The organism is Streptomyces fradiae ATCC 10745 = DSM 40063 (assembly GCF_008704425.1).
GTDB classification, from domain to species: domain Bacteria; phylum Actinomycetota; class Actinomycetes; order Streptomycetales; family Streptomycetaceae; genus Streptomyces; species Streptomyces fradiae.
Window position 1 is genome coordinate 4453561 of record NZ_CP023696.1, and the last position, 15621, is coordinate 4469181.

General features: G+C 69.2%; 15 protein-coding genes. 9 read left to right on the forward strand and 6 right to left on the reverse strand.

The window, feature by feature from the left end:
* Positions 1-238 precede the first annotated feature (238 nt).
* The 4 genes from CP974_RS20050 to CP974_RS20065 all read right to left on the reverse strand — a co-directional run bounded on the left by CP974_RS20050 (position 239) and on the right by CP974_RS20065 (position 3248).
* On the reverse strand, positions 239-784 hold the full coding sequence (locus CP974_RS20050; RefSeq protein WP_031128891.1) for an HAD domain-containing protein: 546 nt from the start codon (positions 782-784) through the stop codon (positions 239-241).
* Between the two features lie 33 nt (positions 785-817).
* A complete protein-coding gene (locus tag CP974_RS20055; protein ID WP_031128890.1) occupies positions 818-1510 on the reverse strand; it encodes a class I SAM-dependent methyltransferase in 693 nt (230 codons plus the stop codon).
* Position 1511: 1 nt separating this feature from the next.
* Positions 1512-2423 (reverse strand): phosphotransferase family protein, encoded by a 912-nt coding sequence (locus tag CP974_RS20060; RefSeq protein WP_031128889.1) that lies wholly within the window; start codon positions 2421-2423, stop codon positions 1512-1514.
* A 75-nt stretch (positions 2424-2498) separates the two neighbouring features.
* Positions 2499-3248, reverse strand: a complete 750-nt coding sequence (locus tag CP974_RS20065) for a hypothetical protein (RefSeq protein ID WP_031128888.1) — start codon at positions 3246-3248, stop codon at positions 2499-2501.
* A gap of 223 nt (positions 3249-3471) precedes the next feature.
* On the opposite strand from CP974_RS20065, the gene CP974_RS20070 reads away from it, so the two are divergent.
* From CP974_RS20070 to CP974_RS20090, 5 genes are all read left to right on the forward strand, one after another.
* Positions 3472-4827 (forward strand): NsdA family TPR-like regulatory protein, encoded by a 1356-nt coding sequence (locus CP974_RS20070; protein ID WP_031128887.1) that lies wholly within the window; start codon positions 3472-3474, stop codon positions 4825-4827.
* A gap of 1 nt (position 4828) precedes the next feature.
* On the forward strand, positions 4829-5365 hold the full coding sequence (locus CP974_RS20075; protein WP_031128886.1) for an NUDIX domain-containing protein: 537 nt from the start codon (positions 4829-4831) through the stop codon (positions 5363-5365).
* Between the two features lie 210 nt (positions 5366-5575).
* Positions 5576-6211, forward strand: a complete 636-nt coding sequence (locus tag CP974_RS20080) for a hypothetical protein (RefSeq protein ID WP_031128885.1) — start codon at positions 5576-5578, stop codon at positions 6209-6211.
* Complete coding sequence (locus CP974_RS20085) at positions 6204-9599, forward strand: P-loop NTPase (protein WP_085921369.1); 3396 nt, start codon at positions 6204-6206, stop codon at positions 9597-9599. Before CP974_RS20080 ends, CP974_RS20085 begins: the two co-directional genes overlap by 8 nt.
* A 122-nt stretch (positions 9600-9721) precedes the next feature.
* Complete coding sequence (locus CP974_RS20090; protein WP_031128882.1) at positions 9722-11098, forward strand: IS1380 family transposase; 1377 nt, start codon at positions 9722-9724, stop codon at positions 11096-11098.
* Positions 11099-11354: 256 nt separating this feature from the next.
* Here the strand turns inward: CP974_RS20090 and CP974_RS20095 are convergent, their stop codons facing one another.
* Positions 11355-12086, reverse strand: a complete 732-nt coding sequence (locus tag CP974_RS20095; RefSeq protein WP_031128881.1) for a HEAT repeat domain-containing protein — start codon at positions 12084-12086, stop codon at positions 11355-11357.
* The gene (locus CP974_RS20100) at positions 12083-12463 is read right to left on the reverse strand and encodes a CPCC family cysteine-rich protein (RefSeq protein ID WP_031128879.1); all 381 of its coding nucleotides are present in this window, start codon (positions 12461-12463) and stop codon (positions 12083-12085) included. The genes CP974_RS20095 and CP974_RS20100 overlap by 4 nt, the downstream gene beginning before the upstream one ends.
* Before the next feature lie 457 nt (positions 12464-12920).
* On the opposite strand from CP974_RS20100, the gene CP974_RS20105 reads away from it, so the two are divergent.
* The 4 genes from CP974_RS20105 (at position 12921) to CP974_RS20120 (ending at position 15616) form a co-directional block, all read left to right on the forward strand.
* On the forward strand, positions 12921-13172 hold the full coding sequence (locus tag CP974_RS20105) for a type II toxin-antitoxin system VapB family antitoxin (RefSeq protein ID WP_031128878.1): 252 nt from the start codon (positions 12921-12923) through the stop codon (positions 13170-13172).
* Positions 13169-13585, forward strand: a complete 417-nt coding sequence (locus tag CP974_RS20110) for a PIN domain nuclease (RefSeq protein ID WP_031128876.1) — start codon at positions 13169-13171, stop codon at positions 13583-13585. The genes CP974_RS20105 and CP974_RS20110 overlap by 4 nt, the downstream gene beginning before the upstream one ends.
* Before the next feature lie 576 nt (positions 13586-14161).
* Entirely contained in the window at positions 14162-14659 is a 498-nt protein-coding gene (locus CP974_RS20115) for a hypothetical protein (protein ID WP_150485837.1), read from the forward strand.
* A gap of 150 nt (positions 14660-14809) precedes the next feature.
* Positions 14810-15616, forward strand: a complete 807-nt coding sequence (locus CP974_RS20120) for an SAM-dependent methyltransferase (protein WP_031128873.1) — start codon at positions 14810-14812, stop codon at positions 15614-15616.
* The last annotated feature ends 5 nt before the right edge of the window (positions 15617-15621 follow it).

Genomic DNA, 15621 nt, shown 5'->3' on the forward strand with positions numbered 1-15621 from the left:
CGAGCTGCCGGTGCCTCAGAGCAACCTTCAGGCCGAGGAGGCTTGCATCCAACTGCTTGAGGGCGGCCCGTTGTTTCTTCGGCAACTTCTTCCGTGGCGTCGGCTGTGCCGCAGATCGCCGCTCTTCCCAGGCCGGGCCCCCTGTGAGCAGATGTACTCGAGGTCGACCCCTGTGCGTCATGAACTCTCCTCGCGGGCCATGCGGCATGTCCGAGGCCAGTGTCCCCCGTACCAGTCGTCAGGTGGCGCGGGCTGCGGGTAACTGCGAGACCCACGTCGTGAGCTCGGTCAGGTGCCCGGGCCACAGCCCGTGGTTTGGGTCGGGCTGAACGAGGAGAGTTGGCGCTCCCTTGGCAGTGCGCTCTGCGGCCCAGGCGTGGTCGAGGCCAGTGAAGTCGTCGTCGATCCAGACGGCGGGGGCGTCGCCCAGCCAGGCGTCGACGTGGTCACGCTTCCACAGGTAGCCGTTGGGGTGGCTGGTGGTGATCTCCGGACGCGGGAGATCGACGTACGGCAGGGTTGGAAGGCCGAGGAGCGGGCCGATGAGGGTGGTGGCGTCCTGGCGCCAGCTGGTGCACCAGACCGGGGTGACCAGGCCGGTGCGGATGACGTCCATGAGCAGGCGGCCGTGGTCGGGGTTGAGCCAGACGGTGACCGGGTTGTCGGCGCTGCGGCCGGCGGGGACGACGTCGTGGCGGGCGTGCGTGGCCGGGGTCGAGCCGTGCCCGTCGGGGAAGGGTATGAGGACGCCGTCGATGTCGAGAAGCAGGTAGGGCGGGCGCATCGGTTCCTCCGGGGGGAAGCCGGACGGGGGCTGTCAGAGCTTGCGGGCGCGGATCAGCAGGGTGGTGGGCCAGTGGCCCATGCGAGGGTCGTGGAACTCCTGGGCCGAAGTGAGCCAGAAGCCCGCCTGGCTGAGGCGCTTCTCCCACCGGTCCGTGGAGAACTCCCAGCGGGCGATGGGGAGCCGGGTGCGGTCGGGAAGGGTGACGTAGTCGCGGCGAGGACGGTCGTCACCCGAAGGGCTTCGGCCGCCACGCTGCGGGTGCGGGACGGAGAAGGCGAGCACCCGGCCGGGCGTGAGGCGCTGGGCGATGGCCGGGAGCAGGAGCTCGGGGGCGACGAGGCCGACGGCGCCGAAGACGGAGTAGATCGCGTCGAACTGCTCGTCGGAGGCGTGCAGGTAGTGCAGTGCGTGGCCGGCGACGAAGGTGAGGTTGTTCAGCCGTCCGTAGTGGGAGCGGGCGCGGCGGACCTGGAGGCCGACCAGGTCGACGCCCGTGACGTGGGCGCCGTGGCGGGTAGCGAGGTGGGCGGCGTTGTGGCCGGGGCCGCAGCCGAGTTCCAGGAGTCGCTTGCCGCGCAGGTCGGGGCCGAGGGCGTCGGCTCCGGGACCTTGGCCGGGTCTCGTGGTCCATACCATCCGGGCGGGTACGGAGAGGGGTTCGGCGAGGCCGGCGGCGGTGCGCTGGAACGCGTGGACGTGCCAGGGGGATGCCTGGGCGAGCACGTCAGATCTCCAGGAGGTGGAGCACGTCGGTGAGGTGGCGGCGGACGGCCTTGAGGTAGGCGGGGTCGGTGGCCGGGTCGTTGATCCAGCGGATGGACTGCTCCATGAACCACTCGACGGCCCACATGCGGTGCCAGCCCAGGGCCCAGTTCTCGGCGGTGAGTCCGCCGCGCGGGGCGAGGGCGTCGGGGGTGCCGCCGGCGGTGACGTACTGCTCCAGGAAGACGCGCAGGCGCACGGGGTGCGGCGGATCGATGGTGCCGTGCCAGCTGGCGAGGTCGAGCAGGCCGGGGCCAGTGAAGGCGCGGGCGAAGTCGAGCAGCCGCCAGCCGCGCTCGCCGATGTGGAGGCTGGTGGGATGGAACTCGGAGTGCACCCAGCCGAACGGCTCCAGCGTCGCTCCGGCCGAGCGAGCCTCGGCGGCCTGGGCGATCCGGTCGAGCGCGTCCTCGACGTCGTCGGCGTCCTGCCACCGGTCGGCCTTGCGCAGCCGTTCGAGATGCTCCATCGCCCGGGCTGGCAGCGTCCGCAGCCGCTCCTGGTCGAGGACGGGCAAAGGCGAAGCCGTACGGGTGCCGTGCAGGACCACGGCCGCGGCGACGCCGTCGAGGTCGTCGGCCTCGCGGACGGACGATCCGAGGTCTTCCATGAGCATGCCGAGCCAGCCGTCCAGGACGGCGGAAGCGTGGACCTGGGGGACGGGTACGCCGAGGGTGTGGGCCAGGCGGAGGGCCTGGTCCTCGCTGTCGAAGGGCTTCTTGGCGTACTTGAAGATGGCGGTGGCGCCGTCGGGGAAGGTCACGCGCTCGATGCCGGACATGGACCACACGCGTACCTCCTCCCGTACGGCGGTGGTCTGGCCAGCCACGGTGAGCAGGTTGTCGAGGAGTTCGGCGCTGGGGTTCGCGGTCACGTGGGACTCCGGGGAGATGGTGGCATCCGGGGCGGGCGAGAGATGCCGGCCCGCCCCGGAGCCTGATCGGGTGGGTTACACGGCGGGGTTCACGCGGTGGGCGTAGATCTGCTCGATCCAGCCCGCCTTGAACGCGGCGAGGTCGTCGCGGAAGTTCGCCATCGAGGCACCGTAGGGCGCGACCACGCCGCCGGACTGGTCCGGCACGGACTGGCAGCCGTGCACGAGCCGGCCGCCGAGCGCGGCGTGGGCCTTGATGGACTCGATCCGGCGGTGCTCGTTGAACCAGCCGCCGTGGTAGACCTCGTCGAGCATCCCGCCCATCTCGTCGTCCAGGTCGAAGACGACGGACGTGGCGGCGGGGAAGAACCAGCACGGGCCGACGTTGGAGATGTGCCCGTCCAGTTCGACCTTGTTGAGCGCCATGAGCGTGGCAGCCTCGCGGAGCATCCGCAGGTGGTCGGCGGTGATCTGCGGCAGGCCGAGGCCGGCCAGGTGCTCGTCCCGGAAGAGGTAGGCGTACACCTTGTACGCGGTGGCCACGACGCGGGCGGCGTCGGAGGTGGACTCGCTGTGCTGCTTGATGAAGTCGAGCGCGAGCTGCTCGACCGCGCTCTCGGTGGTCTCGTCCACGTCCAGGAGCTGGGCCTTGACCAGCTCCCAGTCGGCGACGAGCCAGGTGTTGGACTCGAAGCGGAAGAAGTACTCGGCCGGGTCGATGGTGATGCGCCGGCCGTCGACCTGGATGCCGGGCAGGCGGCTCCAGCGCGCGTCGAACGCCTCGGGCAGCTCGACCGTGATGGCCGTGGTGTCGATGGTGGTCACCGTGTCTCCGTCTCTGATCGGCCGGGTTCGGGCACAGGAATGCCCGAGCCCGGTGTGGGCGTACGGAACTTCGGGGTGCCGCCCGGACCAAGGGGGAGCCTGGCTCACGGTCGCGCCGTTCCGGGCGGCTGCTGATAAGTGAACCGGTGGTCACGCTCAGTGGGTACGGTGGAAGGCAGTTGAAGCGGTATACGCGGTTTACAGCTCCAGGGCGGAGGCGATCGTGGCAGCGCAGCGAGACCCCAACTCCCGTCTGCGCGACGCCATCGCGGCGGTCGACTGCACCTACGAGGCCCTCGCCAGAGACGTACAGCGCATCGCCGCCGAGAACGGCGAGATCCTCCAGACCAACAAGTCGGCCATCTCGCACTGGGTGAACGGCACCCGCGCCCCGTCGGGCCGGGTAAACCAGTATCTGGCCGAGGCGCTGTCCCGCCGAGCGGGGCGCACGGTCACCCAGACCGAGATCGGCCTCCAGGCCAGCGATGACGAAGCGGCGGCGGAATCCGACCCTGTCCTCGCCGCCACCGACCTGGGCCGCGCCGACGTCGAGCGCCGCCGCTTCCTCGCCATCGCGGCCTTCACCACCGCCGGCGTCGCCATGCCGCTCGGGTACGACCACGAAGCCACCACCCGCATGCTCCGCGCCCGCACCGGCACGTCCCTCGTCGGCGCGGAGGACGTGGACGTCGTACGCCAGATCACCGCGGCCTTCAGCGCGGCCGACGAGCGCCTCGGCGGCGGGCACGGCCTGACCACCGTCACCGCGTACCTCGCCGACACCGCCGCCCCCATGCTGCGCGGACGCTTCCCCAGCGAAGCCTTACGCCGGGCCGCCTTCGGCGCCGTCGCCGAACTCGCCTACCTCGCAGGGTGGAAGCACCACGACCTCGGCCAGGAAGGCGCCGCCCAGCGTTACTACCAGGTCGGCTACAAGCTCGCCTGCGAAGCCGACCCCCACGGCCACGCCGCCTGGATGATGCGCGCCCTCGCCCACCAGGCCCTGAGCCTCAAGCAGCCCCACCACTGCGTGGACCTCGTCGAAGGCGCCCTGCGCACAGGTCTCGGCCACGTCGACGGTCAGACCGAGGCGCTCCTCCACATCACCCACGCCCGCGCCTACGCCGCCGTGAACGAGAATCCCCAGGCCGCGCGCGCCCTGCTCGCCGCCGAGGACGCCCTCCTCCGTGACGACGGCCCCCAGCCCAGCTACTCCCGCGTGAGCGGCCCCGCCGCCGGCACCGTGGCCAGCCACACCGCCCGCACCCTGACCGACCTCGCCGACCACATCGGCACCGAGCAGCAGCACCGGGACGCCCTCACCCGCTGGGACCCGGAGAAGTACAAGCGCGTCCACGCCCTCACCCACGCCGACCTCGGCGATAGCCTCGCCGCCCAGGCCCGCGCAGACGAGGCCGTCGCCGCCTGGACGCAGGCCCTGGTCCTCATGGAGGGCATGACCTCCGTCCGCACGCGCAAGGCGATCACCTCGATCCGCTCCACCCTCGCGGTCTACCAGCGTCGCAAAGTGCCCGGCGCCGCCGATCTCGCCCGCCGCGCCCGCGAGGCCCTCGCCTAACATGCCCAACAACCCGCCCGACGAAGGGAACACCGTGACCCAGCAGACCGGCGATCAGCCGAAGGCCCTCAAGCCGGCGCTCGAATCGATGACCCTGCTGGTCGCGGCCGTCATCGTCCACGACAGAGCGACCAACCGCGTCGTCCTCCTCCAGCGCAGCGAGAACGCCAAGTTCGCCCAGGGCATGTGGGACCTCCCCGTCGGCAAGAGCGAACCGGGTGAGCCCATCACCGAGACCGCCGTCCGCGAGCTCTATGAGGAGACCGGCCTCACGGTGAAGCCCTTGTCCCTCAAGGTCGCCCACATCATCCACGGCGCCTGGGGCGTCGAAGCCCCCAACGGCTTCCTCACGGTCGTGTTCGCCGCCCACGAATGGACCGGCGAACCGGAGAACCGCGAACCCCGCAAGCACTCTCAGGTCCGCTGGGTCGACGCCAACGCCATCCCCGAAGCCTTCGTCGACACCACGGCCAGCGCCCTCCACCATTACCTGAATGACGGCTCGGAGGTCTCGCTGGACGGCTGGTCGGCAGCGTGAGCATCACGCTGCTCCACCTCATACCCAAGGACCCGCACTTTTCGCCCTTCGGAGCCCGGCCCCTTCGGCGTTCGCATCGGCCGAATCCCGGCGCAGTGCGCTGATAGATTGCTAGGCTCCACGCCAAGATCCATGGGGGAGGTTCGCTTGGGAGGCGCTCAGGCGCAATCGGCGGACTATGAACGCGTACTTGACGCAGTAACCGCGCCGGTGACCGAGGCCTATTACGCGCAGCGGGTTCAGTCGGGCTTCAACGCACGGCTCAGGGCGCAAGCGGCACAGTCCACCATCACCCTGTTCGCCGGAGGCCTCTTTGCCGCCCTGACGTTCACGACCCTGGCGGATCGGGGCAAGCCGACCCAGGTCGCTGCGGTCATCGCGGTCGCGCTGTGGCTGATCGCGGCTCTGCTCTACATGAGCGCGGTCGCGTTGCCCGTGGTGGACGCCCCGGGACCCGGTTTCGTCAAGACCCGTGAGGCACTGGTCAAGAGGGTCCTGGACAAGGCCAACCACGAAGCCCGGGAGATCGACAAACGTCAGGCGCGGGCCAACTGGGTCGCCGCGACGGCGGTTTTCATGAGCGTTGTCACGTTCGCCCTTGGGGTGCTGTTGGGGCCTGAGGAAGAGTCCGTCGCGGGGACCGTTGTCGTCGACCCGTCCTATCGGACGACACTGATCGCTCTGTGTGGCTCGGGGCTCGACCGTATTTCGGGCAAGGTCGTCAAGGGGTCGCTGACCGCACAGTTCATCGAGGTGAAGCCCGAGAAGGGCACGTGTGAGGGACAGGGTGATTCCCTACGGATCCCCCGGTCTGCGGTCAAGGGAGTGAGGTTGGGCGATGGCTGAGCGGGAAACCTCGGCACACATTCTCTGTGTGGGTCCCGTGCCCGGACCCACGGAGGCGTTCGATCGCACCGTGGAGGCTGTCGTCCGGGATCTGCGAAGCCTCCATGACTCGGGGAAGCATCTGGACGGGCTGTTCGTCCTCGGCACCCGCGGGGAGTTGCCTGGGGGCGGATACCAGGCCGCCCGGGACCTGGTCGACACACTGATGCTGGAGTGCATGGGCCATGCACCGAACGCCATGCCGGTGGTCCTCGCGGCCCCCGGATTGGGTGACCGCCGTACGGACGGGGCCGGGCGCCGGACCCTGGTCCGTCGCGCTCTGACGGACATGTGGGACGGTTACGCCGACGACTTCTGGCGCGGTGACCTTGATGAGGAGGTGGCGCAGCCGCTGAGGACCGATGTCTTCGGCGGGTTCGAAGGATGGCAGAGTCGCATTCGCCAGCCCGGTTCCTGGGTGCACACCGGCGTGCTGGTCGGTGATGCGGCGTCGAGCATCGACCTGGAGAGCCAGCACATCGGCCTGGTCACGGTCAACACGGTCTTCCGCATGGTCGCCGAGGACGCTCCGGTGACTTTGGCGGGTTGCTACGACGAGCAGCTGAACCGCGCGGTCGGCACGGACTTCTCGGCTTGGGCCGAGGACAAGGCGCTGACAGTCCTCCTTGCCGGCCACACGTGCATTCTCCCCGATGTCTCTGGCATCTCCACGCCCGTGCTCGCCCTGGCCGGAGAGGGGGAGGCGGGCGGCGGCTGGCAGGTCGTGTCCCGGGCCCCTGGGCAGGTGCACCGGCTACTCCGGGTGGACTTCCGTGACCAGGGCCTCGAAGTAGCGGACGTCGAAGCGGGCCGCCCCGTTCCCCTGTTGTCGCGAGGTTCTTCAGCATCAGTGACCGCGCCCGCGCCGACGAACCGGGACCGCGTACCGGAGGAAACCGACGAAGCGGCGCTGATTAAGGACTTCTACCAGCAGGCTTCCACCGGGCGCATGGTGCTGGTGCTGGTTTCCGGGCCCGAAGCCGACAGCGCGGTTCTGGGGACGGACGAGCTGAACGAACGGCTCGCCCGGCTGGTGTATGGCTCCACCCCTTCGCCTCTGCCGTCACTCGCGGAAACCTGGGACGCCGCCCGCGAGGAGCTGTCCACAGGTCAACTCGAGCAGCAGGCCAAGGCGCTGCTATGCCCACCCGGCGCGAATCCTCGAGCGGCACACCGTGTGCTGAAGTCTCCCTGGTGGCGCATCTACGATTTCACGGGGTCCGACACCTTCGCCGTCGCTGTTGGTCGAGATCCGCAACTCGCCGACACCGTCGCCCTTGTCAATGGGGCCCAGGAGGTGCCCGGGAAGAAGAAGAACGTCATCGAAGTCGTGTCCATGAACGGAACGGTGGGCGAGGCGGGGGGATACGACTTCGGGACGGTGTCGACGCAGGACAGCGATCCCCGCAGCTTGTGGCGCCGGCAGTTCCAGACCGAACTGCTCAATCGTCCGGTGCTGTTCATGGCACTGTCTCCCGACAGCCCGGCGCTGTGGGACACGATCGCGCTGACCGACAGACTGTCCGGATCAGGTGGTGGTTACCCGGGTTTCATCGTCACTCCCGCGGGCTCCGACGCCAACCGCCCCAGGCTACGGCGCGCAGGGCTGAGGCACATTCAGGAGGCCCCTTTCGATTTCGCGACCCGGAGACTGAACCCCGGTCACGGAGATCTGATTGAGGGAATGCAGTCGCTCTCGCAGTCGCACGCGGGCGAACGCAGGGGCACTGGAGCCGTGCAGGTGGCGTCTTTGATCGCGGATGTGCCGAAGGGAGGCCGTGCCTTTCTGGAGGGCAGTGAGCCCACGTGGGGCGACATCGTCCACAACGTCGCCGCCGACCTGTCGATGGTGGACGCGCTGGAGAAGGCGGCGCAGCGTGATCAGAGTGGCCGGGCACCCATTGTCCTGCTTAAGGGAAGCGCCGGCTCGGGCAAGACGACGGCACTGATGCAGTGTGCGTACCGCTTCCACGTGCGGGGCGAGAAGGTGTGCTGGGTGGACCGCGACGCCTCGGTGCCGCGCCGGACCATCGAGGACCAAGTTCTGGAACAGCACATCGGGGCCGTGTTCGTCGATGACGTCGACATGTTCGGCGGCCAGGCGGCGACGATGCTCAAGACCCTGAACAAAGGCGGCGAGACTGCGGTGGTCGCCGCCATCCGCACGACCCGTCACTCCGTCCTGGACGCCACGTTCGATCCCACCACCTTGCGATCCGACGAGCCTCTCACCGACGCGGATCTGAAGAACCTCATCAAGGCACTGAAGAAGCAGGGACTGCTGGGTGAGCTGAAGAAGCATCGCTTGCCGCCTCAGCGTCTCAACGCGATGCGCACGATCTGCGAGCGGGGCCTGCTCGCAGCGATGATCAAGGTGGTGACCGGCAAGGACTTCGAGGAGAAGGTCCGCAGCGAGTTCCAGCAGTTGGGCGAGGCGGAGCGGGCGGCGTACGCTACCGTCTGCCTCTTCGAATCCGCGCTCGTCTACAAGCAGCGCGGCATCGACGAAGAAGATCTGCTGTTGATCATCGCCGGCGGCGAGGCGCCCACACGCAGCCTCCGCGAGGCCGTCTCGAGACTTGTCGGGATGGGGATACTCATGCGGTCTGGTGACGGCCGAGTCCGGTGCCGGCAGCGCGCCATCGCTGACACCGTGGTCGATTCGGTGCTCAGGAACAACGTCGAGCGACTGTCCTCGGTGGTGGAGTTTTTGCTCGTCTTCTACGCGGCGAGGGCATGCAACATCCAGGACAACGACCATCCCTTGCGCAGAGCGATGATCAAGCTGCTTAGCCATTCGCTGATGAACGACCTGAAGCTCCCGGTCCAATCCGTGCGGAATATCTACGACAGGGTGCTCCCCTCACTTCAGGACGATCGGCACTACTGGCTGCAGCGGGGGCAGTTTGAGCTGGAGAACGGAGATCTCGGCATCGCCCGCAACCACTTGCTGAGTGCCAAGGGATGTGACGGAGGAGAGCAGGACACCTTCGTGCGAACCACCAGTAGCGCGATCGACCTGAAGGCGGCGGCCAAGGCGCCACGCAAACACGATCTCGAAAAGGCAGCCGTCAATGCTATCCAGGAGCTCTACGCCGTCACTCGCGAACGCGGCGGAGACGCTCCACACAGTTACACGATCCTGGCCCGTGAAGGCAGCAGATGGCTGGAGGCGTGTGCCGAGACCCTCGATTCTCAGGCGTTCCTGGATAATCAGACTTTGATTCTCCAGATTATCGTGGAAGGTAAGAGGTTCTGTCGCGGAAACCACCAGTTCATGTCCGTCGCTGATACCTACGAGCCGTTCCTCAAGAAGCTTCAGCCACGGGGCCCCGGAATTCCGGTTTAACCTCGCGCTTTCATGAAGCGGGTTGTCCGGCAGGCGGTCAGGAAAGCAGAAAGTGCCTCTGACCAGCAAGAATGAGGATTGTCGAGGTCCTTGTTCCTGCCACCGCCGGAGGCACTTCCCAGGTGAAGCACTCTATCGGGTTCTATCCCCGTGTCCGCGTCCATGGCGACGGTCGCCAGGTCGTCTCCCGGGCTGGGGCGGTCCTGCTCGTCGAAACGGTCCGCAAGACCGGTCTTGACCAGGTCATATCGGCAGCGCTGACGCCGTGGCGCAAGCCGCGGGCCGTCCACGATCCCGGGAAGGTCCTCCTGGATGTCGCCCTGGCGGTCGCACTGGGCGGGGACTGCCTCGCGGATGTCGCCGTGCTGCGGGCCGAGCCGGCCGTCTTCGGTCCGGTCGCTTCCGACCCGACCGTCTCCCGCCTGATCGACACCCTCGCCGCCTCCGGTGAGAAAGCTTTGCAGGCGATCCGGTCCGCACGCTCCGAAGTCCGTGACCGTGTCTGGTCGTTGGCCGGTGAGAATGCCCCGGACACCGGCGGGCAGGTCGTCATCGATCTTGACGGCGTCCTCGTGATCGCGCACTCCGACAAGGAGGACGCGGCCGCGACCTGGAAGAAGACCTACGGCCACCATCCGCTGACGGCCTTCGTCGACCACGGACCGGGCGGAACCGGCGAGCCGGTCGCCGCCCTCCTCAGGCCGGGGAACGCGGGCTCGAACACGGCAGCGGACCACATCACCACCGCCCAGTTCGCCCTGGCCCAGCTACCGAAGAAGTACCGGCGGGGGCGGCAGACGCTGATCCGCACGGACTCCGCCGGCGGCACTCACGACTTCGTGTCCTGGCTCGCCCGGCGAGGACGATGGCTGTCCTACTCGGTCGGCATGACGGTCACCGAGGCGATCCATGAGCACGTGCTGCAAGTCCCCGCATCGGCCTGGACAGCGGCCGTCGAGACCAATGGTGAGGTCCGTGACGGGGCTTGGGTCGCCGAGCTCACTGGCAAGCTGCTGGACGGCTGGCCCAAGGGCATGCGGCTGATCGTCCGAAAGGAACGGCCGCACCCCGGCGCCCAGTTGAGGATCACGGACGCGGACGGCATGCGGATCACGTGCTTCGCGACCAACACCGCCGGTCGGCCGATCGCCGAACTCGAGCTCCGTCACCGGCTACGGGCCCGGGCGGAGGACAGGATCCGGGCTGCCCGGGCCACCGGCCTGCGCAACCTGCCCCTCCACACCACGGCCCAGAACAAGATCTGGCTCGAGATCGTCCAGATCGCCCTCGACCTGCTGGCCTGGATGCCCATGCTCGCGCTCACCGGCAATGCCAGGCTCTGGGAGCCCCGCCGCCTGCGGCTCCGCCTGTTCACCGCAGCCGGACAATTCGTCACCACCGGCCGCCGGCGGATCCTCCGCCTGGCCCGGCACTGGCCCTGGACCGGCCACATCACCGCCGCACTCGAACGGCTCGCACTCCTGCCGAATCCTGGCTGACCAACGGATTCACCCATCCCTACGACAACCCTTCACCACCCGGAGCAGTGGAACCCGGCGCCACCCCGAGACGGCACTCGGGCCCTCAGCCTGCCCACCCTCAGCTCACGGCACGAAAACGGGCCACCGACTCCGTCGGCGGCCCGTCACGAAACTTCGAGGTTAAGTCGTTCGTCGTCACGGCTGTCAGTTGTCACCCTGAGCCCTCGATGACGTAGCCGTAGTCGATCCCCTCGGGATGCCGGGACGGCATTGGTCACCTCTCCGGGTGCAGGTCGGTGCGGTCGATCCAGGTGGGGGCGACGAAGATGTCGTCGCCGACGGGGGCTTCGGAGGCTTCCAGGGGGGACCAGGTGCGGGACTCCTCGACCAGGTGCTCCCAGGGCGCGGTCCAGTCGAGTTCCCAGCCAAGGTCGGGGCCGGAGACGCCGTACGTGCCGCCGGCGTCCACCCGCCAGAACTGGGAGTAGAGGATCACCTGGGCGTGGTCGGCCAGGTCGTTGATGATCTCGGTGAAGTGGGCCGAGGGCCAGCCGGGGGCGTCGTCCGCAGCGGTGGCTCGTAGGCGCGCGGTGAGCGGTGGGACGACGGGGGTGCGTGCGCCGAGTTCGGTCAGGGCCCAGCGGATGCCTTCCAGCTCGCTCCAGTCCGGTGGCGTCGCCCGTTCCAGGCAGGCGCGGTAGGCGCGGCGCACGGCCTCGACCGCGCCGTCGATCTTCAGGCTCGCCAGTGCCATCGCCGCCCATTCCCAGACGGTGGAGTCGTCGCTGCCCAGGAGGGCGATCAGCGCGGGGCCGCAGCGTGGGTCCGCCACCTCTTCGAAGACCTCGATGGCGGTCAGCTGCCCCAAGCCGCCGAGGGAGGGCAGTCCGTCGATGAGGGCGGGGATGGCGTCGGAGCCGATGCCGATCAGTTCCGCGCGGGCGTCGTAGGACGGGCCGGTCGAGTCGTCGAGCTGCTGGATGAGTCTCTCGATGTGGGCGGTCATGGGTGGCCCCGACGCCAGAAGGTGGGCAGCCACCAGCAGAGCACCGAGCGGTCGTCGGGCCACGGGGCGCGGCGCACGGCCGCCCAGTCCTCGAAGGAGTCCCGGGTCAGATCGATGGGGCGCCAGGCTGGGTCGAGCGGCTCGTCCTCGGCCGGCGGGCGGACGAACCGCCGGCCGTGCTCATCGCAGGCGCCGAAGTCCTGGTAGTTCCGCTGGGCCTCTATCAGGGAGACCTTGTTCGCCCCGCCGCTCATGGCCGGCCATCGGAACTGGACCCCGTCGTCCTCCCAGAAGCAGACGGGGCAGATCTCGTACGAGCCGGGCATCGCGCCCAGTACGCGGTGCCCGCAGCATGGGCAGGGGTAGCGGTCGCTCACCTGGGCAGTCTCCTTGCCGCTCCCGCCGGTGCGCCATGGATTTCTCGGCCTCCGCCCGCCCGGCCGGTCCGCAGCCAGTCCGCAGGACACCCGTAAACGGCCGTCGGGAGCCAACGTATGCCAACGAGGAAATCCCAGGTCAGGCGCATGCAGGGGGCTCCGCCGCAGGTCAGGATCAGCCCGCAGGCATTCCGCTTCAACGTGTGACCATGCGCGCACTGCGCCTGGCTGACCTTCGAACGTCAGGTCAGAAGGGGTCGACTCCTCCGGGAGTCGACCCCTTCGTCGTTGCCGCACTGGAGCGATGGACTCACGTGGATGTCGCCGACCTCCGTGTCGGTGCCACAGCCGGAGGTCCCGGTGGCACTTCGCGGCTCCCTCCCCTCGTCCGATTTCGATGTCGTTATGGCGTCGCATTTGATATCGTCACGGTGTCGTCGGACGGTGGAGGTGGCTGATGGCCAGGACTGTGATCGATCTGGACGAGGAGATCGTCGAGCAGGCGATGCGGGTGTACGGGGTGAAGACGAAGGCCGCCGCGGTGCGGGCGGCCATGGAGGAGGGGGTGAAGCTGCGGTTGCGCCGTGAGTTGTTCGACGCCATGGACGACGGCGAGTTCGACGATGTGTTCGCGGAGATCCGCTCGCAGACGGGGCCGCGGAATCCGGACGGCTCCCTGAAGCGTGAAGGCAGGGCCTCGGCGGCGTGAAGGGGCGCTACCTCATCGACAAGTCCGCGCTGGCCCGCCGGAACAGGCCGGCGGTGCGGGCGCGCCTGGACGCCTTGGACCGCGATGGGCTCTTGGCGGTATGCGCACCGACCGAGTACGAGGTTCTGTACTCGGCGCGCGGAAAGCCCGAGGCGCTGCGGCTGCGCACCCTGCTCCGCGGATTCGACTACCTGCCCTGTAATGACGCGGAGTTCGAGCGGGCGCTCGAGATCCAGACCCTGGCGCTGAGCGCCGGTTTCCACCGGGCGCTGTCCCTCGCCGACGTCCTCATCGCGGCGACCGCCGAGCGGCACCGGGCCACGGTCCTGCACTACGACGGTGACTTCGACATGATTGCCTCTGTCTGCGGTCTCCGAGCCGAGTGGGTCGTGGAACCGGGTGCCGTCGACTGAGCCCGAACCGCGCACCGGCGCCCGCGGGTGTCGGGCGGCAATCCGAAAGGCGGTTCCGCCGCAGGGCGGGACCGGCCCGCGAGCATTCCGCTTCGACGCCCTCGCGGATGGCCCCCATGGGTGGTGGCCGCGTCATGCGCACAAGAGTGCCGAGGGTTCCGTGCGTACAGAGGTGTGAGCGCGGGTGATCGGGTGGGGGGCCTTTTGGATCGGTTCTGATCGTTTGGTTCAGTACGACAAGAATGACTTTGCATGGGCCGTTGGAGGGGGCCGGTTCGTCCCGGGGGCGCGGTACTTTCGCTTCGGGTCCTCGACGGAGGGCCCGCCCGGGGGAGTGCACCACCACGGTTCCCGGGGGCGGTTCAGATCGAAGGCAGACACACCATGCTCGAGCCGATTCGCCGAGGGCGCCGACCGCTGCCCGCCGGGTGCGTGCACCGTACCAGTCCGCCCGTCGTCCACGCGGGGGGCCGCCCGCCGTCGCGCCGCGGGCACCCCGGGCATCCGCTCACGCCGCCTCGCGCGGTGTCCCGGACAGGGGCCGGCGCAGCGGCCCCGCGCGCCTGAGGAGCCCGCATGGCCCTGCCCGCCGCTCGGACGGAGGTCGACGCGCCCGTGACCTGCCACGCCCCGCCCAGGCCCGCGCTCGCCGCCGCCGATCTCGGGTACTCCGCCTTCGCCGAGCGCAACCGCCCGCGCTACACCCGCTACGCGGAGGCCCGGCTGGCCGCCGACGCGCGGGCGGCGTCCGTCGTGGGCGCCACGCTCACGTACGCCCGGAGGAACTGGACGTGGCTGCTGAGCCAGCCGTCCCCCGCGGCCGACGTCTGGGAGGAGCTCCGCTTCCAGGTGCGCTGCGGCTGCGAGGAGACGGTGCCCCGCGACGCCGACATGGCCGTCCTGTACGACCGGCTGCCCGAGGCCAGCGTCGACAGCGTCGTGCTCTGCCGGCACCTCGGGCTCCGCGTGGGCGAGGCCGCCGAGCTGATGGGCCTCGAACCGCCCGCGGTGAAGGCGGGGCTCGGGATCGCCCGCCGCGCCCTGCCCCATCTGGCCGACGGCGTACCGGGCTGACGGCGGCCCCGGACGGGGGCTTCGGGCGGGGGCCCCGGGCCGCCCGCGGCGCCCTTGCCGCCGTCGGCGGTGGTGTGCCGGGAGCCGCCTGCCTAGGATGGGCGACTCCAGTTGGGAGAGGCCCAACTCGGCCAGGGGGAGCGTCCGTTGGTGGAGCGCAAGCATGTCGACCTGTCGGTTCCGAGTGCGGCTCGGATGTACGACTGGCTGCTGGGCGGCAGCAACAACTACGAGGTCGACCAGGAGGCCTGCCAGATGCTCCTCGACGTGGCGCCCACGTCGCGGGAGCTCGCGCTGAACAACCGCTGGTTCCTCCAGCGGGTGGTCCGCGTCCTCGCCGAGGAGCACGGCATCCGGCAGTTCATCGACTTCGGCTCGGGCCTGCCGACGCAGCGCAACGTGCACCAGATCGCCCAGGAGGTCGACCCCGACGCCCACGTCGTCTACATCGACAACGACCCCGTGGTCCTGGCGCTCGGCCAGTCGCTCCTGGACGAGAACGACAACACGGCGATCCTCTCGGTGGACATGACGGACACCGACACGATCTTCGTGCACGAGGAGGTCGACCGCCTCATCGACTTCACGCGACCGGTCGCCGCCCTGTTCATCTCCGTGCTCCACTGCCTGCCGGACAGCGCCGGACCCAAGGAGCTGGTGCAGCGGGTGGTCGGCCGGCTCGTCCCCGGCAGCTTCGCCGTCGTCTGCCAGCTCGTCAGCGACGACAAGCGGGTCCGTGACGGCGTCACCGAACTCATGCGGGTCCAGACGCACGGCAACTGGGGGCGCGTCCGGGAGCGGGCGGACGTCGACGAGATCTTCGACGGCCTCGTCGTGGAGGAGCCCGGCCTCGTGGACGTGACCGACTGGCGGCCCGACTCCGAGCTCCAGCAGCGCCGCCGCAGCATCGAGTGGACCGAGTACGGCGGACTGGGGCGCGTGCCCGACCGGCGCTAGGCCGC